This is a genomic window from Ruegeria sp. HKCCSP351 (assembly GCF_017872535.1).
Classification (GTDB): Bacteria; Pseudomonadota; Alphaproteobacteria; order Rhodobacterales; family Rhodobacteraceae; genus Ruegeria.
The window spans coordinates 724058-744887 of record NZ_JAEDOV010000001.1; the positions used below are offsets into that span (position 1 = coordinate 724058).

At 57.2% G+C, this 20830-nt stretch carries 23 protein-coding genes; 18 read left to right on the forward strand and 5 right to left on the reverse strand.

The features are described from left to right. Nucleotides 1–26: 26 nt before the first annotated feature. The 6 genes from I9182_RS03550 (at nucleotide 27) to I9182_RS03575 (ending at nucleotide 7162) form a co-directional block, all read left to right on the forward strand. The gene (locus tag I9182_RS03550) at nucleotides 27–1214 is read left to right on the forward strand and encodes an AAA family ATPase (RefSeq protein ID WP_209596541.1); all 1188 of its coding nucleotides are present in this window, start codon (nucleotides 27–29) and stop codon (nucleotides 1212–1214) included. Between the two features lie 12 nt (nucleotides 1215–1226). Continuing rightward, nucleotides 1227–2615 (forward strand): CpaF family protein, encoded by a 1389-nt coding sequence (locus I9182_RS03555; RefSeq protein WP_348540371.1) that lies wholly within the window; start codon nucleotides 1227–1229, stop codon nucleotides 2613–2615. Then, a complete protein-coding gene (locus tag I9182_RS03560) occupies nucleotides 2612–3580 on the forward strand; it encodes a type II secretion system F family protein (RefSeq protein ID WP_209596543.1) in 969 nt (322 codons plus the stop codon). Before I9182_RS03555 ends, I9182_RS03560 begins: the two co-directional genes overlap by 4 nt. Nucleotides 3581–3593: 13 nt before the next feature. Next, nucleotides 3594–4586, forward strand: coding sequence for a type II secretion system F family protein (locus I9182_RS03565; RefSeq protein WP_209503743.1), 993 nt, complete (start codon nucleotides 3594–3596; stop codon nucleotides 4584–4586). Nucleotides 4587–4734: 148 nt separating this feature from the next. Then, nucleotides 4735–5412: an orotate phosphoribosyltransferase gene (locus I9182_RS03570; protein WP_209596545.1), complete on the forward strand. Its 678-nt coding sequence runs from the start codon at nucleotides 4735–4737 to the stop codon at nucleotides 5410–5412. A 259-nt stretch (nucleotides 5413–5671) separates the two neighbouring features. Further along, the gene (locus I9182_RS03575; RefSeq protein WP_209504877.1) at nucleotides 5672–7162 is read left to right on the forward strand and encodes a replicative DNA helicase; all 1491 of its coding nucleotides are present in this window, start codon (nucleotides 5672–5674) and stop codon (nucleotides 7160–7162) included. Nucleotides 7163–7319: 157 nt separating this feature from the next. Here I9182_RS03575 and I9182_RS03580 read toward each other — a convergent pair whose 3' ends face one another. After that, on the reverse strand, nucleotides 7320–7859 hold the full coding sequence (locus tag I9182_RS03580; RefSeq protein ID WP_209596555.1) for an N-acetyltransferase: 540 nt from the start codon (nucleotides 7857–7859) through the stop codon (nucleotides 7320–7322). A 240-nt stretch (nucleotides 7860–8099) separates the two neighbouring features. On the opposite strand from I9182_RS03580, the gene alr reads away from it, so the two are divergent. The 10 genes from alr (at nucleotide 8100) to I9182_RS03630 (ending at nucleotide 17028) form a co-directional block, all read left to right on the forward strand. Continuing rightward, on the forward strand, nucleotides 8100–9134 hold the full coding sequence (gene alr / locus I9182_RS03585) for an alanine racemase (protein ID WP_209596557.1): 1035 nt from the start codon (nucleotides 8100–8102) through the stop codon (nucleotides 9132–9134). Beyond that, on the forward strand, nucleotides 9131–9913 hold the full coding sequence (locus I9182_RS03590; protein WP_209503739.1) for an ABC transporter permease: 783 nt from the start codon (nucleotides 9131–9133) through the stop codon (nucleotides 9911–9913). The genes alr and I9182_RS03590 overlap by 4 nt, the downstream gene beginning before the upstream one ends. Then, complete coding sequence (locus I9182_RS03595; RefSeq protein ID WP_209596559.1) at nucleotides 9910–10656, forward strand: ABC transporter ATP-binding protein; 747 nt, start codon at nucleotides 9910–9912, stop codon at nucleotides 10654–10656. The genes I9182_RS03590 and I9182_RS03595 overlap by 4 nt, the downstream gene beginning before the upstream one ends. Then, nucleotides 10653–11105 carry a hypothetical protein gene (locus tag I9182_RS03600; RefSeq protein ID WP_209596561.1) on the forward strand — a complete coding sequence of 151 codons (453 nt, stop codon included), beginning with the start codon at nucleotides 10653–10655 and terminating at the stop codon, nucleotides 11103–11105. The genes I9182_RS03595 and I9182_RS03600 overlap by 4 nt, the downstream gene beginning before the upstream one ends. A gap of 2 nt (nucleotides 11106–11107) precedes the next feature. After that, nucleotides 11108–11557 (forward strand): paraquat-inducible protein A, encoded by a 450-nt coding sequence (locus I9182_RS03605; RefSeq protein ID WP_209596563.1) that lies wholly within the window; start codon nucleotides 11108–11110, stop codon nucleotides 11555–11557. A 67-nt stretch (nucleotides 11558–11624) separates the two neighbouring features. Next, a complete protein-coding gene (radA, locus tag I9182_RS03610) occupies nucleotides 11625–12986 on the forward strand; it encodes a DNA repair protein RadA (RefSeq protein ID WP_209596565.1) in 1362 nt (453 codons plus the stop codon). Between the two features lie 39 nt (nucleotides 12987–13025). Continuing rightward, on the forward strand, nucleotides 13026–13619 hold the full coding sequence (locus I9182_RS03615; protein WP_209596567.1) for a CvpA family protein: 594 nt from the start codon (nucleotides 13026–13028) through the stop codon (nucleotides 13617–13619). Between the two features lie 652 nt (nucleotides 13620–14271). After that, the gene (purF, locus tag I9182_RS03620; protein WP_209596569.1) at nucleotides 14272–15795 is read left to right on the forward strand and encodes an amidophosphoribosyltransferase; all 1524 of its coding nucleotides are present in this window, start codon (nucleotides 14272–14274) and stop codon (nucleotides 15793–15795) included. 297 nt (nucleotides 15796–16092) lie between these two features. Further along, nucleotides 16093–16341, forward strand: coding sequence for a hypothetical protein (locus I9182_RS03625; RefSeq protein WP_209596571.1), 249 nt, complete (start codon nucleotides 16093–16095; stop codon nucleotides 16339–16341). Nucleotides 16342–16383: 42 nt separating this feature from the next. After that, nucleotides 16384–17028 carry an SDR family NAD(P)-dependent oxidoreductase gene (locus I9182_RS03630; RefSeq protein WP_209503731.1) on the forward strand — a complete coding sequence of 215 codons (645 nt, stop codon included), beginning with the start codon at nucleotides 16384–16386 and terminating at the stop codon, nucleotides 17026–17028. Nucleotides 17029–17088: 60 nt separating this feature from the next. Here the strand turns inward: I9182_RS03630 and I9182_RS03635 are convergent, their stop codons facing one another. The 4 genes from I9182_RS03635 to I9182_RS03650 form a co-directional block, all read right to left on the reverse strand. Further along, nucleotides 17089–17931: an ATP-binding protein gene (locus I9182_RS03635; RefSeq protein ID WP_209596574.1), complete on the reverse strand. Its 843-nt coding sequence runs from the start codon at nucleotides 17929–17931 to the stop codon at nucleotides 17089–17091. A gap of 117 nt (nucleotides 17932–18048) precedes the next feature. Further along, nucleotides 18049–18927, reverse strand: a complete 879-nt coding sequence (tatC, locus tag I9182_RS03640; RefSeq protein ID WP_209503729.1) for a twin-arginine translocase subunit TatC — start codon at nucleotides 18925–18927, stop codon at nucleotides 18049–18051. After that, on the reverse strand, nucleotides 18924–19382 hold the full coding sequence (gene tatB, locus I9182_RS03645) for a Sec-independent protein translocase protein TatB (RefSeq protein WP_209503728.1): 459 nt from the start codon (nucleotides 19380–19382) through the stop codon (nucleotides 18924–18926). The genes tatC and tatB overlap by 4 nt, the downstream gene beginning before the upstream one ends. Before the next feature lie 6 nt (nucleotides 19383–19388). Continuing rightward, complete coding sequence (locus I9182_RS03650; RefSeq protein ID WP_209503727.1) at nucleotides 19389–19604, reverse strand: twin-arginine translocase TatA/TatE family subunit; 216 nt, start codon at nucleotides 19602–19604, stop codon at nucleotides 19389–19391. A 222-nt stretch (nucleotides 19605–19826) separates the two neighbouring features. Here I9182_RS03650 and I9182_RS03655 point away from each other — a divergent pair, with 222 nt between their 5' ends. Both I9182_RS03655 and I9182_RS03660 read left to right on the forward strand, forming a co-directional pair. Then, entirely contained in the window at nucleotides 19827–20132 is a 306-nt protein-coding gene (locus I9182_RS03655) for a hypothetical protein (protein ID WP_209503726.1), read from the forward strand. A gap of 21 nt (nucleotides 20133–20153) precedes the next feature. Continuing rightward, nucleotides 20154–20825: a YafY family protein gene (locus I9182_RS03660; RefSeq protein WP_209503725.1), complete on the forward strand. Its 672-nt coding sequence runs from the start codon at nucleotides 20154–20156 to the stop codon at nucleotides 20823–20825. The last annotated feature ends 5 nt before the right edge of the window (nucleotides 20826–20830 follow it).

Consider the following 20830-nt stretch of genomic DNA (forward strand, 5'->3'; position numbering starts at 1 on the left):
TTTCTAATCTCAATTCACATTCCGTCATGCTTGTATCTGAAAGCGAAACCGTCGCTCAGGTGGTCGCCAGTGCTTTTCCCGCCGGTCAAAATAACGAAATCTCAGAGAATGCGGGTTCGTTCAAAGCGTTGAACGGCACGGCGCGCAATCTGGCATTCAAGCATGACCTGGTTATTTTTGAAATCGACCCCTGCGACGCGGGCGAGGTTCTGGCTGTCAAAGACCTGCTGACCCATCGACAAGACGACACCTTGTTTGTTGCGCTGACGCAGAATGACGTTTCGATCTCGGTCGCCCGCGAGTTGCGGAAAATCGGCATTGACGAGGTTCTGCCCCTGTCCATTGACGAGGATGGGCTGAAAGCCGCAGTAGCAGAAAAAATTTCGTCCCGTTCACTTCCGCAAGGATACATTCAAAATGGCCCCTCTGCCCTTGGTACAGTGATCCCGGTTGCAAAATCCCGCGGTGGGATTGGAGCGTCGACGGTCGCGGTAAACCTTGCCTCCTCGCTGGCGGGCGGAAAAGGATCATTCCTTAGGAAAAAGGCGAAAAGCCGCGTCGCGCTTCTGGATTTTGATCTGCAATTTGGAAACGCGAACGTGTTTCTGGATCTTGAAGATAATGGGGGATGCCTCCAGCTCATCGAAAACCAGGAAGAGCCGGATGATCATTTCCTGACATCAATCCTTCAGAACCACACGCTCGGCATGGATGTGTTGTGCGCGCCCGCGCCGTTGGTTCCGCTTCAGTCCATACGACCGGGCTTGATCGAAGGGATGCTCGACCTGCTTCAGCGCCGGTACGATTATGTTGTCATCGACCTGCCCTGTGCCGTTGTGGAATGGGTCGAACCCATTTTCAAACGCGCGAACCAACTGGCGCTGGTTACTGACACGACGGTTCCATGCGTTCGCCAGACCCGGCGCCTGATCGATTTCTATCGCGAGGCAAACGTAGCCCTACCGGTCGAGGTTGTCGTGAACCGCGAACGAAAGACGATGATCAAACCCGCACATGTACGCGAGGCCGAAAAAGTGCTGGAAACGAAACTGAAGCACTGGCTGCCGGACAATCCCAAGATTGCACGAAACGCAGTCGATCTGGGACGACCGATTGTGGACATGAAGCCGCATTCGGACCTTGGCAAGGCTCTGACGAAACTGGCTGCGTCCATGTCCGAAGGCACCCGGCCAGCCACACGAAAAACTGCATAATGGGAGATCGCCGTGTTTAACGAGTACAAATCACGCCGGGCCGCGTCCAAGTCGAATGTGTTGGTTCTGGAACGGCCGATCGAGGTACCAAAGTCCAAGGCAACACCAGAACCGGTGGACGTTGACCTGCAAGCGCATCTGGAGCTTAAAAGCCGTCTGCACAGCGAGCTTCTCGACCGTCTGAACCTGTCTGTGATCGACAAGGTCGAACGGTCCGAACTGAAACGTCAGATCGCCGCGCTGGTTACCGGGCTGATCGAGGCCGAACGCCTGCATTTGCGTTCCGAGGCATTTACAGCCCTAGTTGATGAACTGATTCACGAAGTAATGGGTCTGGGCCCGCTGGAACCTCTTTTGGAAGACCCGACGATCAACGACATTCTCGTCAACTCTTATGATCAGGTCTATGTGGAACGCTTCGGCCTGCTGGAACAATCCTCCGTACGCTTCCGCGACGAACGCCATCTGCTTCGGATCATTGACAAGATCGTCAGCCGGGTCGGCCGCCGTATTGATGAATCCCAGCCATGGGTCGATGCGCGTCTGGAAGATGGTAGCCGGGTCAACGCGATTATCCGCCCGTGTTCAGTTGATGGACCGGCGCTGTCGATCCGCAAATTCTCGCGCAATCCTTTGACCATCGACAAGCTGGTCCAGCGGGACAGCATGAACGAACAGGCAGCCAAGCTTCTGGCCGCGCTGGTCGAAGCCAGGCTGAACATTCTGATCTCGGGGGGCACCGGTTCGGGCAAAACAACAATGCTGAATGCCGTTTCATCCTATATCGACGGCAAGCAGCGTATCGTGACAATCGAAGATGCAGCGGAACTTCAGTTACAGCAAAGCCATGTCGTACGCTTGGAAACCCGCCCCCCAAACTCGGAAGGTCAAGGGGTGATCACGCAACGCGATCTGGTGCGCAACGCGCTCAGGATGCGGCCTGATCGCATTATTGTCGGCGAAGTCCGTGGTTCCGAATGCTTTGACATGCTTCAGGCCATGAATACGGGACATGACGGCTCCATGACGACCGTACATGCGAATTCGGCCCGCGATGCGCTCAGCCGGGTCGAACAGATGGTGACAATGCTGGGGGCGGACCTGCCCGTCAGAACCATCCGGTCTCAAATCGCCTCGGCCATTCAGATCGTCCTGCAACTCAGCCGACTGAGCGACGGGACACGCAGGGTCGTCAGCATCTCGGAAATCACGGGCATGGAAGACGATACGATCACGATGCAGGACATCTTTGTTTTCAAGCGCCGTGGCAAGTCTGAGAATGGCGACGTTTTGGGAGAGTTCCTGCCGACCGGCATACGGCCAAAATGCTTCGACCAACTGGTGGCGGCTGGTGTCGATGTGGACACCAACATGTTTATTCACGGGGCAACGGCATCATGATTGACCTTCAGCCCAACATACTGAACATCCTGATCTACGTGTCGATTTTTCTGGGTATTCTGCTTGCCTACGAAGGCGTTCACCAGCTTCTGGCGCGCAAGGAAACGCATGGCGAAGCCAGAAACCGCCGCATGAAACTGATCCAGAACGGGGCTTCGACGGATCAGGTGTTGCAGCTGCTCCGCGATCCCGCAATGATGGCCGCTGGTGAAAAAGCTGGGCTGATTACGCGGTTTCGCCGTCTGCTTGTGCAAGCCGGTTTGGCGGTCAGCCCGATTTGGGTCGTGCTCGCCGTCTCCCTTCTGGTTTTGATGATCTTTTTCGGGGCTTCCCGGTTCCTTGCCCCGGAACTGGCGGTCATTCTGAGCGCTGTGTTCGGCCTCATCGGCCCGGTTATCGTGTTGGTCGCCATGAAAGACGCCCGTTCGAAGAAACTGACGAAACAACTGCCAGACGCGTTAGACCTGATGGCCCGCGGGTTGAAGGTGGGCCACCCTGTTGCAGTGACGGTTGGAAACGTTGCCTCTGATCTGCCGGATCCGATAGGGTCAGAGTTTGGCATCATCAAAGACCAGATCAACTATGGCGATGACGTCGCGACCGCCTTTCACGACTTTGCGCACCGCGTCGGAACAGAGGATGCAAAATATCTTGCTGTAAGTATCGGCATTCAGCATGGAACCGGCGGCAACCTGTCCCGCGTTCTAAGCATTCTGTCCCAGACCATCCGGGACCGGCACACGATGCAAAAGAAGATCAAGGCAATCTCTGCCGAAGGTCGCCTGAGCAGCCTTATTCTCACGATTCTGCCGGTCATCATTTACCTTTCGATCGAGATCTCCACCCCAACATTTTACGGCGACGTACGCAGCGATCCGCTGTTTCCGTACTTCGCCCAAGTGATCATTGGCCTGACAATTGCCCAGGGTTTCATCCTGAAACGGCTGGTTAAGTTCAGATTCTAAAGGGAATTGGGATATGGATATTCTTCAGGACATTCTAAACGATCCGCGCGTCACACCGCAGTTGATCCTGTTGGTCGGAATCGCCCTTAGTGTTTTCTTTGTCTTCATGGGCTTTGCCGGATTTACAACAAGCGAAAACACAGCAGCACGTCGCATGCGCGTTGGGTCGATTTCACAAGGGCATGGGCAGGATTTTGACCTTATCCAGGGTGACAACAGCGACCCGCACGGGCTGCTGAAGGCCTTTGTCCCGTCGTCAAAACGCGAACGCTCCAGGATCGGCAAGCTTTTGAAACAAGCCGGAATTCGGCAAAAGCACGCCATTCGCACCTATTATACATTTCGGGTCGTCCTGGGATTTGTGTTGCCTGCCGCGTTCGTTGCAACCATGGCTTTGCCGATCGAAACGCAAGTTCAGTTAGGGATCGCCGACCTTTTGCAGGGTGTTACGTGGGTTAACACGATGCAGGTCGTGACGGCACTGATGGTCTTGGGCTTTTATGGCCCGGCACTGTGGTTGCGACGTCGCATAAAGAAACGCCGCCAGGCCATCGAACACAGCCTGCCAAACGCGCTTGACCTGTTGCAAGTCGCCATCGAGGCCGGGCTGGGCTTTGACGCGGCGATGATCCGGGTCTCGCATGAAATGGCCAAGGCAGCTCCGGAAATCTCGCAGGAGTTTTCGGTTCTTCAACTGGAGTTGCAGGCAGGCAAAGAACGTCAGGCCGCCTTTCTGGACATGGCGAACCGGGTCGGTATCGACGAGATGAACTCGTTCGCGAACGCCTTTTTGCAATCCAACCAGTACGGAACCAGCATATCCGCATCGTTACGCCGCTTCGCCACTGACATGCGGCTTGACCGAGAGCTTCGCGCCCAGGAAAAGGCAAACCGTCTGCCTGTGCAGATGTCTGCCGTGATGGCCATGTGCATGATGCCTGTCCTATTGCTGATTTGTCTGGCACCAATGCTGATCCGGTGGGTCAACATGTTCGGGCAAGGGTAACACAGCGACGATGGTGTTCGCATAGCAGTATGCCCGGAAACAGCGGACCTTAGGGGGGTCCGCTTTTCTTTTGTTCCAACAGCTCTCGACTCCGGGCCAAGGGTCGGGCTATCAGCCCGAAACATCATTTCATCGCCGAGGTCCTGCCATGATCCCCAGTTCTTTTCCCGACAGCACTGAAATCGCTCGCCTGACGGCCCGGATGCTGCTGGAGATCAAGGCCGTCCACTTCAACGCGCGCGAGCCGTTCACGCTGGCAAGTGGCCTTCCCAGCCCGACCTATATCGATTGCCGCAAGCTGATCTCCTACCCGCGCATTCGTTCCACGCTGATGGATTTTCTGACTGTTACGGTAATGCGGGACGCGGGTTTCGAAGCCTTTGACAATATCGCGGGCGGCGAAACTGCTGGCATCCCCTTTGCCGCGATGGTGGCTGAACGTATGGCGCTGCCGATGACCTATGTGCGCAAGAAGCCCAAAGGTTACGGGCGCAACGCCCGTATTGAAGGCGCGATGAGCGATGGCGAACGTGTGCTGCTGGTCGAGGACCTGACCACCGATGGCGGTTCGAAACTGTCCTTCGTCGATGCAATTCGCGAAACTGGTGCCACCTGCGGGCATACGGCTGTGATCTTCTATTACGGTATCTTCCCCGAAACCGAGAAGACGCTGGGCGACCATGGTGTAAAGCTGCATCACCTTTGCACATGGTGGGATGTTCTGGCCGAGGCCAAGGCGCAAAAAGCCTTTGATCAGGAAACACTTGACGGGGTCGAGGCGTTTCTGAACGATCCGCGAGGCTGGCAGGACGCGCGAAAATCGTGATTTTCAGCCTGTGGACGGCTTGGGGATAGTTGATTTTCGAATCGCATCAAAGCACGCCTATCTAGTCAAGATATCCAGCCACCACACCAAATGTTGCGATAACGCTGCGCCCGTGTAAAACTGGTGCTAAGTTATCCCCATTGAGGTGGGCAGTTATCCCAAGGCGGGGGGCAGTTATACCAACTTACCCCCATTCATTTGCAGATAGCTTGAACCGGGGCGTGGCGTGTAGAACCTCGGAACGGGCAGCGGGGACATGATGAACGAGATCAGCAGTATCGAGCAGGCAGCGGCGCATATTCAGAACGCCGAAACCATGCCGCATTCCATTGAGGCTGAACAGCAGCTTCTGGGTGCAATTCTGACGAATAACGACCTTTACGACCGGGTCGCTTCGATCATTGGGTCCGAGCATTTCTATGACCCGGTTCATGCCCGCATTTATGAGGTCGCAGCCGCACGCATTGCAAAGAACGCGCTGGCCTCGCCTGTGACGCTGAAATCCTTCATGGCCGAGGATGAGGGCCTGAAGGAATTGGGCGGGCCCGCCTATCTGGTCAAACTGGCCGGCGCGTCGATCAGCGCCTTTGCGGTACATGACTACGCCCAGATGATCTATGACCTCGCCATCCGGCGCGAGTTGATCCGCTTGGGCCGCGACATCTCCGACAAGGCCGCGCGGGTCGATGTAGCCAGCGAACCGAAAGAACAAATTGTCGAGGCCGAACAACAGCTTTATCAGCTTTCCGAGCAGGGCCAGACCGAACAGGGGTTCCAGTCCTTCCTCAAGGCGGTCACAGAAGCCGTCAACGTCACCAACGAAGCCTACCAGCGCGGTGGCGGCATGGCTGGGATCTCGACCGGTCTGGTCGATCTCGACAAACAACTGGGTGGTCTTCACCCCTCGGACCTGATCATTCTCGCGGGTCGTCCATCGATGGGCAAAACCTCGCTGGCGACCAACGTGGCCTTCAACGTGGCCAAAGCGTACAAACGCGGTCTGAAACCGGATGGTTCCGAAGGCGCAATTGACGGCGGGGTCGTCGGCTTTTTTTCGCTTGAGATGAGCGCCGAACAGCTGGCCGGGCGGGTTCTGGCTGAGGCGTCCGAAATCTCCAGCCACAAAATCCGTCAGGGCGACATGACCGAGGCCGAATTCCGCCGTTTCGTGGATGCGGCCAAAGAACTTGAAGCCTGCCCGCTTTTTATCGACGACACGCCCGCTCTTCCGATTTCTCAGCTTGCCGCACGCGCGCGCCGGTTGAAACGCACGCATGGGCTGGACCTGCTAGTGATCGACTATCTGCAACTCTGCCGCGGCATGTCCGACAATCGGGTTAACGAGATTGCCGAGATTTCGATGGGCATGAAAGCAATCGCCAAAGAACTGAACATTCCGGTGATTGCCCTGTCGCAGCTTTCCCGCCAGGTCGAAAACCGCGACGACAAACGTCCGCAGCTGTCAGACCTGCGTGAATCAGGCTCGATCGAACAGGACGCCGATGTTGTGATGTTCGTGTTCCGCGAGGAATACTACAAAGAACGTGAAAAACCCGGCGATCACGAGCTTGAGAAGATGGAAGAATGGAAACAGGCCATGGAACGCCTGCACGGCAAGGCCGAGGTCATCGTTGGCAAACAGCGCCACGGTCCAATCGGCACGGTCGAGCTGTCGTTCGAGGCGCAATTCACCCGGTTCGGTAATCTTGTCAAACCTTGGCAGCAGGGTGGTGAAATCGAAGGTTATTGATCGCGAAAAGGACAGCCTTACTTGGGTTTTCCTGACCTTCTTTTGATTGTTGGCAAAGCAAAAAAGGTTCTGTGAACCTTTCGCGCGATTCAGGATCTGATGCGCGAACCAAGAATAAGTTTTGCCCGCCTATTCACTGACAGTTTGAACCTTGCACTCACCAAAGCGTCGGATTGTTCAACGCGGAAACACATTGCGACGGGCCGCTGAGTGGCGCAAGCGCCTGACCATCCAGCGACTGCCCCAGCCAGCCGTGCGGATGGCTCAGCTTTAGCGGCGGTTGTGCAGTGGCCTCAGAAATCTGTTCGAAACCTGTTTTTCGATAGTAAGCGGGATCACCGTAGGTGAGCGCCACGTTCACGCCTGATGCCCGCAGGCAATCCAGACCATAGGCAATCAAAGCCTGACCAATCCCGGCTTTTTGCCTGTCTGTTCTGACAGCCATAGGCGACAGGATAAAAACCCGGCGCGCGTCCTCTGGAAACAGCAATCGGGAAAAGATGGCGCGGCCAAGCGGCACCTGATCGCGACGCGCGGTGCACACCATCAGGTCCTGTGGTGGGGTGGTATCGATCATCTCTTGAACAAAAGCTTCGATAACCGTCCCCTCGTCCGGGCCTTCCGACGCCGAAAACACATCTGCGAAAAACCGGGCTGTTTCGAACGGGTCTGGCGTTTGATCGATATAAAAATCCATGATTTCCTCGGGATATGCCGCCGCACCGTTTTTTGCCGCGATGGGACGATCTTGTTCACAAGATCACTTTAACACCTATGTGAAGACAATCCCGAAAACGGCCTAGCACAGCAGTAAGTCGCCAAAATGTCTGCTTTTTTGGGTGTTTTCCGCCGTACCTGTCGTTTGATGGGCGCAATCTGTCGCGGAAAAAGCCCTTTCCCTCTTGACCTTGGACGGCGCAATGTCATGAACAGTCCCATGAGTACTGCACGTTTAACGATCAATCTTCAGGCCCTCGCCAGAAACTGGCGGGCACTCGACGCGAAAACCGGGGTCGAAACCGGTGCCGTGGTCAAGGCAGATGCCTATGGGCTGGGCGCAGGACCTGTCAGCGACATGTTGGCAGAAGAAGGCGTTCGCAAGTTTTTCGTGGCTGCCGCAGAAGAAGGCACAACCGTTCGCGAGGCAGTTGGCCCCGGCCCGATGATTTTCGTTTTTTCGGGACATATGGACGGCGATGCCGATCTGCTGCGCGGCAACGACCTGATACCGCTGATCAACTCGCCAGAACAGTTTCAACGCCATACAGAAGCCCTGCCCGACCACCCGTTTGGTATCCAACTGGACAGTGGTATGAACCGGCTTGGTCTTGAACCTGCTGACTGGGCTGAGTTGCGTCCCAAGGCCGAAGCCTTGAACCCGGCGCTCATCATGTCTCATCTGGCCTGCTCGGACGAGCCGGAACACCCGATGAACCAGCAACAACTGAAAACCTTCCGCGAGATGACTAATGGGGTCGCTGCGCCGCGCTCTCTGGCAGCGACGGGCGGGATGCTTTTGGGGCCTGAGTTTCATTTTGACTTCTGTCGCCCGGGTATCGGTCTCTATGGCGGAATGCCCTTTGCCGGTGCAAAGCCTGTCGTAACCGTTGACCTTCCTGTTATTCAGGTGCGCAAGTTGGCCGTGGGCGAGACCGTGGGTTATGGAAACACCTGGGTGGCGCGACGGCCGTCCCGGATCGCCACCGTTGCTGCCGGCTATGCAGACGGCCTGCATCGCGCTATTGGCGGCGGCATCGACACATTTGCGGGCGACCAACCCTGCCCGGTTGTTGGACGTATCTCAATGGACCTGATAACCGTGGACGTCACGGACCTGCCGAAAGACCCGGAGCGCTTGCGCATTCTCAACGGTCATCAAACCGTTGATGATCTGGCCGAGGCTGCTGGTACAATTGGCTATGAAATCCTGACATCAATGGGCAATCGCTATTCGCGGGGCTACGTGGAATGAACCCAATCAGCGCGCTGGGGGGGCTGGGCCGCACCGTGCTGGGCCTGCTCGCGGCCTTTGGCCGGGTGGCCCTGTTTGCGCTTGATGCAGTGTCGCACATCCTGCGCCCACCCTTCTATCCGCGTGAATTCGGGATGGCCCTGCTGAATATCGGCTGGCTGTCCCTGCCCGTTGTCGGCCTGACCGCCATTTTCACCGGCGGTGCGCTGGCTTTGCAAATCTATGCGGGCGGTGCACGGTTCAACGCCGAGGCCGTGGTGCCCCAGATCGTCGCCATCGGCATGGTGCGAGAGCTTGGCCCGGTTCTGGTCGGCCTGATGATCGCCGCGCGCGTGACCTCGTCCATCGCGGCCGAGATCGCCACGATGAAAGTGACCGAGCAAATCGACGCTCTGGTCACGCTGTCGACCCACCCGATGAAGTATCTTACTGCTCCGCGTGTGCTGGCCGCCCTGATCACCGTACCTGCGCTGGTCGCGGTGGGTGACGTTATCGGGATTGCGGGCGGGTACACTGTCGCCACGCAGAATCTGGGCTTCAACCCGGCGGCCTATCTGAAAAACACCGTCGATTTCCTTGAGATGCGCGACATTGTATCGTCTCTGGTCAAGGGCGCAGCCTTTGGTGTGATCGCGGCTATCATGGGTTGCTATTACGGCATGAATTCGGGCCGCGGCGCACAGGGTGTCGGTCGCGCTACGAAAGGGTCGGTCGAGGCCGCAGCCGTGTTGATCCTCGCCGCAAACTTTGTTCTCACAGGGGTGTTCTTCTCGCTATGATCCGGATGGAGAACGTACATAAAGCCTTTGGCGACAACCGTGTGTTGCAAGGCATGAACCTTGAGATTCCCAAAGGCACCTCAATGGTGATCATTGGCGGCTCGGGCACCGGCAAGTCGGTGGCATTGAAGTGCATTCTGGGCTTGATCCACCCTGACAGTGGCGTGATCTACGTGGACGGCAAAGATGCACAATCCGGTGACAGGGATGCGTTTCTGGCCAGGTTTGGAATGTTGTTTCAGGGCGGTGCGCTGTTCGACTCACTGACCGTCTGGCAGAACGTCGCCTTCCGCCTGCTGCGCGGCTCGCTGAAACGCCCGACCGAGGAAGCCCGCGAAATCGCCATTGAAAAACTGCGCCGCGTGGGCCTGAAATCCGACGTGGCCGACCGCTTTCCGGCGGAACTGTCAGGCGGGATGCAAAAACGCGTGGGCCTTGCCCGCGCCATCGCCGCCGAGCCTGAGATTATCTTTTTTGACGAACCCACCACCGGCCTCGACCCGATCATGTCCGGCGTCATCAACGACCTGATCCGCGAAATCGTGACCGAGATGGGCGCCACCGCGATGACCATCACCCACGACATGAGCTCGGTCCGCGCGATTGCCGACAACGTGGCCATGCTGCACGGAGGTGTGATCCAGTGGACCGGCCCTGTCAGCCAGATGGATGCCTCGGGTGATCCTTATGTGGAGCAGTTCATCAGCGGGAGCGCAGTGGGGCCGATTGAGGCGGTGCGGTGACCGGCGTCGTCTCAATCGCTGAATTGTCTTTACCTGTCAAAGAACTTGGCATCTATTATTGTGCTGGTGTTGGATTTGCTTCTTCCGGTGTCCTTCCCGGTCTCATGTCATCATCCGGCACACGCGAGAGGTACTCGGACGCGGTCGCTTCGTTCAGACGACAGAAATTTGGCTGGGGCGCCGAAGCTCGTCATGCCGAGGCGACAAAGGACGGTTCTCTACTAATAAGTGTTCTTACCTGGGCACTCCTGGCCGCCACGATTTTCTTGCTGTGGTATCTGACGAATAAGCTACAGAATCCCGTTGCGAATATAATCGTCGGAATCTCGTTTTTTGTGTTGGCTATCAAAACCAGACATAACTTCCGAAAGCGCTGGACCGGCAGTATGCTTGAGTATGACTGCGGCAGCCTCGCGTTCACACTTCTTCTGTTTGTAATTGGCATGTAGATTTGCCCCTCCGCCTCGCCACCCTCTCCCTCCTGATCCTCTACCCCATTGCGTGGTTCGCCCCGCTGATGCGCGCGGGGTTCCTGCCGATCTTTGGCCTTACCGAAATCAGCGTCATCACCGGCCTCCAGTCGCTTTGGAAATCCGACATCTTCCTCGCGCTGATCGTCACCATCTTTGCCCTCTTCGCGCCCTACATCAAAACCATTGGCACCGCCCTGATACAGTGGAACCTGCTAGATGCCCGTGTGCAGCCTGCACTCAACATCCTAGGCAAGCTGGCGATGGGGGATATCTTCCTGATCGCGCTCTACATCACGCTGGCCAAAGGTATCTCTTACGCCACTGTTGAGACCGCATGGGGTCTCTACCTGTTCACGGCCTGCATCCTTGCCTCCATCGCTTTGGGTCTTCTCACCGAACGCCACTGCAAAACCAACGCCCGGACATAGGGCGCTGACGACGAAGAAAGCCCTGCAAGGGCTTGAAGAACCGCCCGTCCTCGGGCACCAAGACGTCATGGCAAAACCAACCTTCTCCTGCTCCGCCTGCGGCGCATCCCATTCCCGCTGGTCGGGCCGCTGCGACGGATGCGGCGAGTGGAACTCGATCATCCAGGACGTACCTCTGTCGGCAGGCCCAGCCAAGAAATCGCTGGGCTCGAAACGCGGGCGGTCGATGACGCTCACCGACCTGTCAACCGAGGAAACGCCACCACCCCGCACGCTCTGCGGAGTGGAAGAGCTGGACCGGGTGCTTGGCGGCGGGCTGGTCCCGGCCTCCGCCCTGTTGGTGGGCGGCGACCCCGGCATCGGCAAATCCACCCTGCTGCTGCAAGCGGCTGCCCGATTTGCCCGTGCTGGCGTCAAGACGATCTATGTCTCGGGTGAAGAAGCCAGTGCACAGGTTCGCATGCGGGCGCGGCGCCTTGGGCTGGAGAATGCTCCGGTGCAACTTGCTGCCGAAACCAACCTTCGCGACATACTCACCACGCTTGAAGCCGAGAAACCCGGTCTGGCGATCATCGACTCGATCCAGACCATGTGGGCGGACAATGTCGACAGCGCGCCGGGGTCCGTGTCGCAAGTCCGGGCGGCTGCTCATGAATTGACCGCCTTTGCGAAACGGCATGGTGTGTCGATCATCATGGTCGGGCACGTCACCAAGGAAGGCCAGATCGCAGGGCCCCGTGTTGTCGAACACATGGTTGATACGGTGCTGTATTTCGAGGGCGAGCGCGGCCATCAGTTTCGTATTCTGCGGGCAGTCAAGAACCGCTTTGGTCCCGCCGACGAAATTGGCGTATTCGAGATGACAGGCAAAGGGCTTGCGCAGGTCACCAACCCCTCGGCCTTGTTCCTGTCGGAACGTGGTACGCCCAGCCCTGGCTCTGCGGTCTTTGCCGGGATTGAGGGCACACGGCCGGTTCTGGTCGAATTGCAGGCCCTTGTCGCCCCGTCCCCCCATTCACAACCACGCCGGACAGTGGTGGGATGGGACAGCGGGCGGCTGGCGATGATCCTCGCCGTGCTCGAGGCCCGCTGCAGCATCCCCTTCGCAGGTCTCGACGTCTATCTGAACGTGGCCGGAGGGCTGAAGGTCAGTGAACCTGCCGCCGATCTGGCTGTTGCAGCTGCATTGCTGAGCGCGCGCGAGGACACAGCCCTGCCCTCAGACACCGTCGTTTTCGGGGAAATCTCGCTATCCGGGGCACTTAGACCGGCTCCGCAGACAGAAAACAGGTTGAAAGAAGCACAAAAACTTGGTTTCACAGCAGCAATAGCTCCGGCAGGTGGCAAAACCGGTACTGTGGCAGGTCTGACACTCACCCGGCCCTCTGATTTGGTGGGGTTTGTTGGCGAAACCTTCGGAGCAGGTTAAAGTCGCGCCTTGAGGGGCAGAAAAGAACAGGCGAGGGCCATGGAAGGTTTTACAATAGTCGACGGGGTGGTTGCCCTGATCATCGTGCTGTCAGGCTTGCTGGCCTATTCGCGCGGCTTTATGCGCGAAGTTCTGGCCATCGCGGGTTGGGTCGCAGCGGCCGTTCTGGCGTTCCTCTTCGCCCCGCAGGCGGTACCTCTGGTCAAGGAAATCCCGGTCGTCGGAGATTTCCTGCGTGACAGCTGCGAACTGTCTGTGATCACCGGGTTTGCGGCGGTCTTTGCGGTGGCGCTGATCGTGGTCAGTATCTTCACGCCGCTGTTTTCATCGCTGGTTCAGCGCTCGGCCCTTGGCGGCCTGGATCAGGCTCTGGGGCTGTTCTTCGGCATCGCTCGTGGCATTCTTCTGGTTGCGATTGCGTTCTTCGTTTACGACACCGTCATGACCGGCCAGTCTTACACAATTGTTGATGAGAGCCGGTCGGCGAAGGTGTTTGAACAGTTCAGCGGCCAGATTGAGGAACAAAACCCCGAGGCAGCTCTGGGGTGGGTTACAACTCAGTATGAAGAGCTGGTCGCCAGTTGCACGGCTGGAAACGATGAACCAACAACAACTGCGCCTTCCAACGGCTGATAGAGGCCGATCACCAGTTCATTAAAGCCCGGCGCTGCCGGGCTTTTTTGTTGCAGATCAGACAAACCCCTCGCCACCACACACCGTGCAGCGGATTGTTTTCAAGCCAAAGCACCCGTCGCATCGACTGAAGATTGGTTTTCCAAAGATATCTCTGCTTTTGGCGACCTCGCCCGCTCCGTTACAGATCTGACACGACGCGCGTCCCAATCCTCTGCACCGATGGCACCGCTGCCTGATCCGTTCCTGGTTCTTGTGAGGAGGTTTATGTTGCCACATTCAGGTCCCCCCGAGGTACTGAGTTTTAGCAGTTATGTATACAATCCAATGCATGACAGCACATATGTTTGCGCATGTCACCATCTTCGTTTTTCTACATCGACATGCGTAAACTTGGCCTGCGGCATTTGGCTATTGTGATCCTTTGATGACAGCCACGCCAATAGGCATTATGTGGGGGCCAACCCGCCACGGAATCGGAGCCACCGATCTTGTCCTTTCTGTATGAATGCGCGCTGATCGCAGTGATGGTCGCCCTAACGGCGTCTTGTTCCTGTGTAGCGAACATTTCCGCTTTGAAGATGCAGAAAGTCCGGTGCCGAACTGCGGCCAATCCTCGAATGAAATCGTCATAGAAGTTGGAGCCCCGTAGATGTGTGGGATTTTAGGAATCGCAAGCCGGACACATGATGTCTTTGCTGAGATCTATGACGGGTTGCTGATGTTGCAGCACCGGGGTCAGGATGCCTCGGGGATCGTGACCTACAACGGCGAATTCTTCCGGGAAAAGAAAGCCAATGGTCTGGTCAAGGACGTGTTCAACGCCCAGGATGCTGAAACCCTTTTGGGTCATGTCGGCATGGGGCATGTTCGTTATCCCACGGCCGGATCACTCAGCGCGGCTGAAGCGCAACCTTTCTTCGTGAACGCACCCTACGGTATCTATCTTGTTCACAACGGCAACATCACCAACACAGCGGAACAGCGCGAGAAAGTGACCGGGAAATACAGCCGTCACCTGCGCACCACATCGGATTCGGAAATCTTGCTGAACGTGCTGGCCGACAAAGTGGCTGACGCCATCAAGGTGAACGGCAATTCGGATCCGATCCGAAACATCTTTGCCGGTGTGAAGATGACGATGGAGCGGGTTCAGGGCGCCTATTCGGTAATCTGTCTGGTGGCAGGTGTCGGCATGCTGGCGTTCCGCGATCCATTTGGCATTCGGCCACTTTCGGTCGCAAAGCGCAATGTCGACGGTCAGGGGGACGATTATGCCTTTGCTTCGGAAGACGTGGCCTTTGGCATCAACAGTTTTGAAAAGCTACGCGATCTGCGCCCGGGCGAAGCCATCCTGATCGACCTGAAAGGCAACATGCACGAGTTTCAGGCGGTCCAAGGCAAGCTGACGCCCTGTATCTTCGAGTATGTGTATCTGGCACGTCCGGATTCACTGCTGGACGGTGTCTCGGTTTATAAAACCCAGATGCGTATGGGACAGACGCTGGCGAAACAAATTCAGGACTCGGGCCTGGAAATCGATCGGATCATTCCCGTACCCGACAGCGCCCGCCCCGTGGCACTGGAAGCGGCTAAAATCACCGGCATCCCCTATCGCGAGGGGTTGGTGAAGAACCGCTACGTCGGGCGTACCTTCATCATGCCGGGTCAGGCCGAGCGACAGAAATCCGTGCGCCGCAAGCTGAACGCCGTTCCGCTGGAATTCGAAGGCCACAGCGTTCTGTTGATCGACGATTCCATCGTGCGCGGCAACACCATCAAAAAGATCGTTCAGATGTGCCGCGACGCCGGGGCCAAAAAGGTTTATGTGGCCAGCGCCTCGCCGCCGGTCAAATACCCCAATGTCTATGGCATCGACATGCCGACCAAGGCCGAACTGATCGCAAATGGCAAAGAGATCGAAGAGATCCGTGACGAGCTGGGCGCCGATGCGCTGTTCTATCAACATCTGGAGGACCTGATTTGGGCCGCCCAGGAAGGCAACCCGGACATCCAGGGATTTGATTGCTCCTGCTTTGACGGCAATTACATTACTGGCAGCGTCAGCGCGGATTATCTGGACAGTCTGGAAAACAGCAGCCGTGTCAGCCAGAAACGCGCGGATATGCAGGTTCCGGGCGGGTCCTGGAATGCGGCCAAACTGGCCTCAGGCTGAAAGACCTAGCCCACTGAGGGCATGTACTGTTTTTGTTCGGACGGCGAATCGAACCGTTCGACTTGCAGACGGGCAGCCCCGTTCAAAGAGACATTCACTTGTGCTGTTCAACTGATGAGTGGAAATCTGCCACAACCCGGCGGCGAATCCTGCACGATCACAAGGACTAACAAAAAGGTCGCTACGTCGTGAAGCGCCGTGTCTGTGAGGGTCTTTTGCTTACCTGATCGTTTTGTTATCGGGCGGCAACCACTCACTCGAAAAAAGGGGTTCGGATCTCGCGCCGGGCCACGGACCATGTCAAACACCAATGTCAAAAGCGCGGCCACGCAGCAGGGCGCGTTGAACAAGAACTCCGTTTCTGTCCTGGGAGTGTTCGGGCCCAAAACCGAACTGCACGCCTTGGTACGCCTGTCATCGGGCCGTATAAAAGAGGTTGAACCCGGAAGCCGTGTCGCCTCGGGTACAGTGATAGCAATCGACGAACAGGGCATCATGCTGCGACAAAGCGGCCAGACCAAGCGGATCGCCATTCCCGGAAGCTAATCGCGACTTGACGCCCCTCGCGTAGGGGTTCAAACCGCAGCCATGACCGATCAGACAAAAATCGCCCTTATCACCGGGGCCTCTCGCGGGTTGGGCGCTGCGCTGGCCGAAGCGCTGGCACCTGAATACCATATCGTCGCCGTCGCCCGGACCACCGGCGGGCTGGAAGAGTTGGACGACCGTATCAAGGCCAAGGGCGGGTCAGCCACCTTGGCCCCCATGGACATCACCGATCCAAACGCCATGGCGACCCTGTGTCGTGGCATCCATGACCGTTGGGGTAAGGTCGACCTGTGGATGCACACAGCCATCCACACATCAGCACTGACACCGGTGCATTTTGTTGACCCCAAGGAATGGGCCAAGGCGATCAACACAAATGCAAACGCGACCTCGGTTCTGATCCCCTATGTCTCACCCCTTCTGGGCGAGAGCGGCCATGCGGTGTTTTTTGACGATCCGAAAGCTGGCGAGAAGTTTTATGGCATCTACGGTGCCACCAAGGCCGCGCAGATGGCTCTAGCCCGCAGTTGGGCCGTCGAGACCGAACGCACCGGCCCGCGGGTTTCGGTTGTCGAACCCGCGCCGATGCCCACGGTCGTCCGCGCGCGGTTTCATCCCGGGGAAGACCGGAGCGTGTTGAACAGCACCAAGGATGAAGCTGCGCGGATTCTGGCACTGCTTTAGGAAATGGCCCTGACGGGCCATGCCTCTGGCGGGGATATTTGCAGCCAGGTGAAGCCGGGATTAGGTGATATGAACGCCGTTGCGCCCGGCCAGATCGACGAAGAATTGCCAGGCGACACGGCCAGAGCGCGAACCGCGCGTGGCCTGCCACTCAATTGCCTCAGCGCGCAGGGTCTCTGCATCAACTGAAACGCCATAGGCGGCGCAATAGCGGTCGATCATCGCCAGATACTCGTCCTGATCGCAGGGATGGAACCCAAGCCACAAGCCGAAGCGATCCGACAGCGAGACTTTTTCTTCGACCGCCTCGGAAGGATTGATCGCGCTGGAGCGCTCGTTTTCGATCATATCCCGCGGCATCAAATGACGGCGGTTTGAAGTGGCATAGAAGACCACATTCTCTGGCCTGCCTTCAATACCACCGTCCAGAACAGCCTTGAGGGATTTATAGTGCTGGTCATCGTGGCTGAACGACAGGTCATCGCAAAACAGTATGAACCTGTAGGGCGCGGCGCGCAGATGGTTCAGCAGCCGCGCGACCGTGCCCATATCCTCGCGCTGCAGTTCGACCAGCTTAAGGTTGGCGTACTCAACGCTCAGAGAGCCGTGCACCGCCTTTACAAGGCTGGACTTTCCCATCCCCCGCGCCCCCCAGAGTAGCGCGTTATTTGCCTTGTACCCCGCTGCAAACCGGCGCGTGTTGTCCAACAACGTGTCGCGAGAGCGATTGATGCCGACCAAGAGGTCCAGATCGACCCGGTTGACATGCGCAACAGGTTCCAGTCGATCCGGTTCGACATGCCACACAAAAGCCGGAGCAGCGGCGAAATCAGGCGCCGCCAAAGGAGCCGGTGCCATGCGTTCCAACGCCTCGGCGATACGGTTCAGGGCTTGGTCATCCATGTGGGCCTCCGGTTTTGTCTTGAGGGGGTCAAAGCACGTTCCAATTGGCACAACAAGAGTTTCAAACAAAAAAGGCGCGCCTTTGGATGGCGCGCCCTTTTGTTTTCATCGGCAGACTTACTTGTCGTCTTCGAATTCCTGCATCAGGTCATCATCCGCTTCCGGCTCATCATCGTAATAACCGTCAGCGCGCAACTGGTCCTCGCGTTTCTTTTCCACCCGCGCGACCAGGAAGATCGAAATCTCGTACAAGCCGTAGACCACCACAAACAGAATGATCTGTGTGATGACATCCGGTGGTGTGACAATTGCGGCCAGAACCAGAATGCCAACTACCGCATATTTCCGAACAGCGCCCAGCCCCTCGGCACTGACCAGTCCTGCCTTACCCATGAGGGTCAGGAGAACCGGCAGTTGGAAACATAATCCAAAGGCCACAATGAACTTGATCGTCAGGTTCAGATATTCCTGGGCTGAGCCCTGGAACACCACGGTATGTGGCGCAGCAGTTGCAGCATCGACAACCGCCTCTCCCTCTGTTCCAAACTGTTGGAACCCTAGGAAAAAATCATAAGCCAGCGGCGTGACGACATAGAACGCAAAGCTCGCCCCCAACAAGAACATGAAGGGTGAAGCCAGCATGAAAGGCAGGAACGCGTTTTTCTCGGACTTGTAGAGGCCCGGCGCAACGAACCGCCACATCTGCATCCCAATATAGGGAAACGCCAATACGAACCCACCCAGCAGAGAAACCTTGATGTAAACGAAAAAGCCCTCTTGCAAGGCGATAAATATCAACCCGCAATCCTGCCCGCGTACAGCAAGAGCCTCACACAAAGGGGTTGTCAGAAAGTTAAAGATCGGCTTGGCCACTGAAAAACAGATGATCATACCGATCAGAAACGCCACGACACAGTGGATCAACCGTGTGCGCAGTTCGGCCAGATGTTCAATCAACGGGGCCGAAGAATCGTCAATCTCGTCGGTTTTGCTCATGTCTTGCTTTCAGTGTTCAGCGCGGCTTCGGCCTCTTCTGCCTTGGCCAGCGCATCGGCTGCTTCTTTGGCCTTGCGCTCGGCGGTGGCACGGGCGGCTGATGCCTGCACCTTTTTGGCCTGCTCGGCCCGCTCGGCCGCCAGTTTACCCGTTTCGCTTTCAGGGTCGAACTTTGTAGGATCGATGCTTTTCGCCATCTCCTGCGCGGCTTGCTTGACACCGTCCATGGCCGATCCCACTGGATTCACGGCAGCGTTGAGACCTTTCTTGATCTCATTCACCCCAGCCTGATCGGCAGCCTCGTTCATGGCGCTGCTGAATTCGCGCGCCATTCCACGCGCCTTGCCGACAAAACGTCCGACATTGCGGAACAGCACCGGCAGGTCCTTTGGCCCCACAACGATCAGGGCAACGATGCCGATGACCAGAAGCTCGGTCCAGCCCAGATCAAACATCCGTGCTTACGCCTTGTCTTTCTCGGTTTCAGGTGTGACGTCCTTGGCCAGTTCTGAGGCGTCCTTTTCCAGCTCTTCCGAACCGTCCTTTACGCCCTTCTTGAACGCAGTGATGCCTTTGCCGACTTCGCCCATGAGCGAACTGATCTTGCCGCGCCCGAACAGAACCAAAACCACAACGGCGATCAGCAGCAGGCCAGGAAGGCCGATATTGTTGAGCATGTCTTTTCTCCTTTTTCATCGGCACGTTTGCGCGCCGGGAACATCAACTGACTCAGTCTTTACGCCTCGATCGCCGGTCTCAAAAGACATCTGCGCCGGATTGCGGGTAAAAATTGTAGCAAACGCGTGAGATCTAAGGGGTCGCAATTCTCAACTGACAGGTTTATGTCAGTTGCTATCCGTTAGGGATTTGGCATCGAAACAAGGTCAATGGAGAAATAAATGACCCACGTTGCTGAAATCGTCACTTTCACGCTGGCCAATGGCACCACGCCGGAAGAGTTCGTGAAACTCAGTCAGGCCTCTGAGGCCTTTGTGCGCAGCGCTCCGGGATTTGCCCATCGGCAGCTTAGCCAGGGAGAAGATGGTCGCTGGACCGACTATGTTGTCTGGACCGATTTGAAGGCGGCACAGGACGCTGCTGCGCAGTTTCCGCAACAGGAATGTGCAGCAGGCATGATGGCGGTCATCAATCCCGATAGTATCCAGATGCGTCACGAGAAAGTCCTATGGAACATGACTGCCTAAACGCAGTCAGAACGGCATGTCATGCGCCGCACTGACCGCCTGTTCGATATCATCCAGATCCTGCGCGACGGCAAACTGCACCGCGCGCAGGACATTGCGGACCGGCTTGAGGTGTCGGTCCGCACCATCTATCGCGACATGGATACGCTGGTGGCCTCGGGCGTTCCGGTCGAGGGAGAGCGCGGTGTCGGCTACATGGTGCGCGAGCAGATCACCCTGCCCCCGTTGAACCTGACCCCAGCCGAGCTTGAGGCGCTGAACCTTGGCATGGCCATCGTGGCCGAGGCTGCGGATACTGACCTGAAAGCAGCCGCACAATCGCTTGCCGACAAGATCGACGCTGTTTTGCCAACGCAGGTCGTGGCCGAGGCGGACAGCTGGAAATTCGCGGTCTACCCGTTTGCCGATGCCGCAAGGGGCCTTGCCCATATGGCCCCGATCCGTGCAGCCATCAAATCTCGTCAGAAGCTTCACCTGTCCTATCGTCGCATTGACGGTGTTTTGACAGAACGCATCATCCGTCCGCTCCATATGGAATACTGGGGGCGGGTCTGGACCCTTACCGCCTGGTGCGAGTTGCGCAACGGATTTCGTGTTTTTCGAATTGACCTGATCGAAGCTGTTTCACCCCTTCCGGAGATCTTCGCCGACGAACCCGGAAAACGCCTGAGTGACTATGACCCGTACGCCTGACAGGC

Coding starts and splice junctions, on each gene's coding strand:
- I9182_RS03595 (WP_209596559.1), top strand. CDS start 9,910: ATGATCCGGATGGAGAACGTACATAAAGCCTTTGGCGACAACCGTGTG.
- I9182_RS03580 (WP_209596555.1), bottom strand. CDS start 7,859: ATGGATTTTTATATCGATCAAACGCCAGACCCGTTCGAAACAGCCCGG.
- I9182_RS03565 (WP_209503743.1), top strand. CDS start 3,594: ATGGATATTCTTCAGGACATTCTAAACGATCCGCGCGTCACACCGCAG.
- I9182_RS03660 (WP_209503725.1), top strand. CDS start 20,154: ATGCGCCGCACTGACCGCCTGTTCGATATCATCCAGATCCTGCGCGAC.
- I9182_RS03655 (WP_209503726.1), top strand. CDS start 19,827: ATGACCCACGTTGCTGAAATCGTCACTTTCACGCTGGCCAATGGCACC.
- I9182_RS03630 (WP_209503731.1), top strand. CDS start 16,384: ATGACCGATCAGACAAAAATCGCCCTTATCACCGGGGCCTCTCGCGGG.
- I9182_RS03635 (WP_209596574.1), bottom strand. CDS start 17,931: ATGGATGACCAAGCCCTGAACCGTATCGCCGAGGCGTTGGAACGCATG.
- I9182_RS03615 (WP_209596567.1), top strand. CDS start 13,026: ATGGAAGGTTTTACAATAGTCGACGGGGTGGTTGCCCTGATCATCGTG.
- I9182_RS03550 (WP_209596541.1), top strand. CDS start 27: ATGCTTGTATCTGAAAGCGAAACCGTCGCTCAGGTGGTCGCCAGTGCT.
- tatC (WP_209503729.1), bottom strand. CDS start 18,927: ATGAGCAAAACCGACGAGATTGACGATTCTTCGGCCCCGTTGATTGAA.
- alr (WP_209596557.1), top strand. CDS start 8,100: ATGAGTACTGCACGTTTAACGATCAATCTTCAGGCCCTCGCCAGAAAC.
- I9182_RS03560 (WP_209596543.1), top strand. CDS start 2,612: ATGATTGACCTTCAGCCCAACATACTGAACATCCTGATCTACGTGTCG.
- I9182_RS03575 (WP_209504877.1), top strand. CDS start 5,672: ATGAACGAGATCAGCAGTATCGAGCAGGCAGCGGCGCATATTCAGAAC.
- purF (WP_209596569.1), top strand. CDS start 14,272: ATGTGTGGGATTTTAGGAATCGCAAGCCGGACACATGATGTCTTTGCT.
- radA (WP_209596565.1), top strand. CDS start 11,625: ATGGCAAAACCAACCTTCTCCTGCTCCGCCTGCGGCGCATCCCATTCC.
- I9182_RS03590 (WP_209503739.1), top strand. CDS start 9,131: ATGAACCCAATCAGCGCGCTGGGGGGGCTGGGCCGCACCGTGCTGGGC.
- I9182_RS03570 (WP_209596545.1), top strand. CDS start 4,735: ATGATCCCCAGTTCTTTTCCCGACAGCACTGAAATCGCTCGCCTGACG.
- I9182_RS03625 (WP_209596571.1), top strand. CDS start 16,093: ATGTCAAACACCAATGTCAAAAGCGCGGCCACGCAGCAGGGCGCGTTG.
- tatB (WP_209503728.1), bottom strand. CDS start 19,382: ATGTTTGATCTGGGCTGGACCGAGCTTCTGGTCATCGGCATCGTTGCC.
- I9182_RS03650 (WP_209503727.1), bottom strand. CDS start 19,604: ATGCTCAACAATATCGGCCTTCCTGGCCTGCTGCTGATCGCCGTTGTG.